The following is a 2,986-nucleotide window of genomic DNA, read 5'->3' on the forward strand; positions in this document are numbered from 1 at the left end:
GCGGCCTGGCCCGTGCCACCAACGCCCCTGCGGGCAAGCTGGCCATGCTGCCGGCCGAGCAGCTGTCCAATGCCGTGGGCCAGGTGCCTGCTGCTGCAGGCGCGGCCAGCGTGGCCGAGCCCGCTGTCGCTTCGATTTACCAGCTCGATGGTCTGGTGCGCCGCGCCACCTCGCTGCAATTGACGGCCGATGCCCGCATGGCGGCCGGTGAAGGAGTGGCGGCATGATCGACGCGCTGTACAACGGCGGGCTGAACCTCCTGCCCTTCGCATGGTGGACGGGCGCGGCCTGGCCCGTGCTCTGGATCCTGCTCAAGATCGTCGTGATCGTCGCGCCCCTGATGGGCGCGGTGGCCTACCTCACGCTGTGGGAGCGCAAGCTCCTCGGTTTCATGCAGGTGCGCCACGGCCCCAACCGCGTGGTCCCCATGGGCCTGCTGCAGCCTCTGGCCGACGGCATGAAGCTGATGACCAAGGAAATCATCCAGCCGGCGGCCGCCAGCAAGGGCCTGTTCGTACTGGGCCCGTTGATGGCCATCATGCCCGCGCTGGCCGCGTGGGTGGCGATTCCCTTCGGCCCCGATGTGGCCCTGGCCAACGTCAATGCCGGCCTGCTGCTGGTGATGGCGATTACCTCCATCGAAGTCTATGGCGTGATCATCGCCGGCTGGGCATCGAACTCCAAGTACGCCTTCCTGGGCGCGCTGCGCGCCTCGGCACAGATGGTGAGCTATGAGATCGCCATGGGCTTTTGCTTCCTGGTGGTCATCATGGTCTCGGGCAGCATGAACCTGACCGAGATCGTGATGTCGCAGGGCCGTGGCATGGCGGCCGACATGGGCCTGTCCTTCCTGTCCTGGAACTGGCTGCCGCTGCTGCCGATCTTCCTGGTCTACCTGATCTCCGGCGTGGCCGAGACCAACCGCCACCCCTTCGACGTGGTCGAAGGCGAAGCCGAAATCGTGGCCGGCCACATGGTCGAGTACTCGGGCATGGGCTTTGCCGTGTTCTTCCTGGCCGAATACGCCAGCATGTGGCTGGTGTCCATCCTGGCAGCGCTGATGTTCCTGGGCGGCTGGCTGTCGCCCATCGACAGCGTGCTGTTCAACTGGATCCCGGGCTGGATCTGGCTGGGCATCAAGACCTTCGTCGTGGTGTCCATGTTCATCTGGATCCGCGCCACCTTCCCCCGCTTCCGCTATGACCAGATCATGCGCCTGGGTTGGAAGATCTTCATTCCGGTCACCCTGGTGTGGCTGCTCATCGTCGGCGGGTGGTTGCTCTCGCCATGGAACATCTGGAAGTAAGCGGGGACACACATGACTGCTGCTGTTGCTGCCGCACCTTTTTCGTTCAAGGACTTCTTCAAGAGCTTCATGCTCGTGGAGCTGCTCAAGGGCATGGCCCTGACGGGCCGCTACGCGTTTCGCCGCAAGGTGACCGTGCAGTTCCCTGAAGAGACGACGCCTTTGTCGCCGCGTGTCCGCGGCCTGCATGCCCTGCGCCGTTACGACAACGGCGAAGAGCGCTGCATTGCCTGCAAGCTGTGCGAGGCCGTGTGCCCCGCCATGGCGATCACCATCGAATCCGATGTGCGTGACGACGGCTCGCGCCGCACCACGCGCTACGACATCGACCTGACCAAGTGCATCTTCTGCGGCTTTTGCGAAGAGAGCTGCCCGGTGGACTCGATCGTCGAGACGCACATCTTCGAATACCACGGCGAAAAGCGTGGCGACCTGTACTTCACCAAGGACATGCTTCTGGCGGTCGGTGACCGGTACGAGGGTGAGATTGCCGCAGCCAAGGCTGCGGACGCCAAGTACCGCTGAGCAAGCGGTCGCGATCCCATCCATCCCGTCGCCAGACTTTCTATAAAGACCTGATTCATGGACGCCAAGACTGGTTTCTTCTACCTCTTCTCGGTCGTGCTGCTGTTTGCAGCCTTCCGGGTGATCACCGCACGCAACCCCGTGCATGCGGTGCTCTACCTCATCCTGGCTTTCTCGCAGGCGGCGGCCGTGTGGCTGCTGCTCAAGGCCGAGTTCCTGGCCATCGCCCTGGTGCTGGTGTACCTGGGCGCGGTGATGGTGCTGTTCCTGTTCGTGGTGATGATGCTGGACATCCACATCGACACCGTGCGCAAGGGCTTCTGGAAGCACTTCCCGCTTGCCGCCTTCGTGGGCGCGCTGATCGCCCTGGAAATGGCCGCCGTGCTGATGGGCGGTTTCCGCGGCATGGAAGAGCCCAAGGCCGCGGCGGTCGTGGTCGATGCGGCCGGCAAGGTCGTGCAGTACTCCAACACCAAGGAGCTGGGCAAGCTGCTGTACACCCAGTACCTGTACCCTGTCGAGATCGCCGCCGTGATCCTGCTGGTGGCCATGATCGCCGCCATTGCCCTGACCCTGCGCCAGCGCAAGGACAGCAAGGCCATCAGCCCGTCCGAGCAGATCCGCGTGCGCGCTGCCGATCGCCTGGAAGTGGTGAAGGTCGCCGCCACGCAAAAGGCCGTGCCTGAAGCGCCTGCCGAGCCCGCCGCCGAGGAGAAGAAGCCATGACGTTGACCCTGGGACATTTTCTTTCGCTGGGCGCGATGCTGTTCGCGCTCGCGGTGATCGGCATCTTCCTGAACCGCAAGAACCTGATCGTGCTGCTCATGGCCATCGAGCTGATGCTGCTGGCCGTGAACATGAACTTCGTGGCGTTCTCGCACTACCTGGGTGACATGCACGGACAGGTGTTCGTGTTCTTCATCCTGACGGTGGCCGCGGCCGAGTCGGCCATCGGCCTGGCCATTCTGGTGCTGCTGTTCCGCAACAAGTCCAGCATCAACGCGGAAGACCTCAACACCCTCAAGGGTTGAGCCGGGCTTAGAAAGAACGACATTCCTATGACAACAAGTCTTTCTGCAAGCACCTTGCTGGCCGTGCCTTTGGCACCGCTGGTGGGTTCGCTCGTCGCTGGCATCCTGGGCACCACCTTTGGTG

General features: G+C 63.5%; 4 protein-coding genes and 1 pseudogene. All 5 read left to right on the plus strand.

Going from position 1 to position 2,986, the window contains the following annotated elements; all coding sequences use genetic code 11:
* Positions 1 to 227 (plus strand): annotated as a pseudogene (locus ACK59X_RS31000) (NADH-quinone oxidoreductase subunit G); the annotation flags it as partial.
* The gene (gene nuoH, locus ACK59X_RS31005; RefSeq protein ID WP_409962724.1) at positions 224 to 1,306 is read left to right on the plus strand and encodes an NADH-quinone oxidoreductase subunit NuoH; all 1,083 of its coding nucleotides are present in this window, start codon (positions 224 to 226) and stop codon (positions 1,304 to 1,306) included. The pseudogene ACK59X_RS31000 and the gene nuoH, both read left to right, overlap by 4 nt.
* A 12-nt stretch (positions 1,307 to 1,318) precedes the next feature.
* Positions 1,319 to 1,831: an NADH-quinone oxidoreductase subunit NuoI gene (gene nuoI / locus ACK59X_RS31010; protein WP_409962726.1), complete on the plus strand. Its 513-nt coding sequence runs from the start codon at positions 1,319 to 1,321 to the stop codon at positions 1,829 to 1,831.
* Between the two features lie 57 nt (positions 1,832 to 1,888).
* Positions 1,889 to 2,557 (plus strand): NADH-quinone oxidoreductase subunit J, encoded by a 669-nt coding sequence (locus tag ACK59X_RS31015; RefSeq protein WP_409962728.1) that lies wholly within the window; start codon positions 1,889 to 1,891, stop codon positions 2,555 to 2,557.
* Positions 2,554 to 2,862: an NADH-quinone oxidoreductase subunit NuoK gene (nuoK, locus tag ACK59X_RS31020; protein ID WP_005793248.1), complete on the plus strand. Its 309-nt coding sequence runs from the start codon at positions 2,554 to 2,556 to the stop codon at positions 2,860 to 2,862. The genes ACK59X_RS31015 and nuoK overlap by 4 nt, the downstream gene beginning before the upstream one ends.
* Positions 2,863 to 2,986: the final 124 nt, after the last annotated feature.

It is taken from the genome of Acidovorax sp., assembly GCF_046339755.1.
In the GTDB taxonomy this organism is placed as follows: Bacteria; Pseudomonadota; Gammaproteobacteria; order Burkholderiales; family Burkholderiaceae_C; genus Acidovorax.

Excerpts from the sequence above, each read along its gene's own strand:
- nuoK (WP_005793248.1), top strand. The coding sequence starts at position 2,554 with ATGACGTTGACCCTGGGACATTTTCTTTCGCTGGGCGCGATGCTGTTC.
- ACK59X_RS31015 (WP_409962728.1), top strand. The coding sequence starts at position 1,889 with ATGGACGCCAAGACTGGTTTCTTCTACCTCTTCTCGGTCGTGCTGCTG.
- nuoI (WP_409962726.1), top strand. The coding sequence starts at position 1,319 with ATGACTGCTGCTGTTGCTGCCGCACCTTTTTCGTTCAAGGACTTCTTC.
- nuoH (WP_409962724.1), top strand. The coding sequence starts at position 224 with ATGATCGACGCGCTGTACAACGGCGGGCTGAACCTCCTGCCCTTCGCA.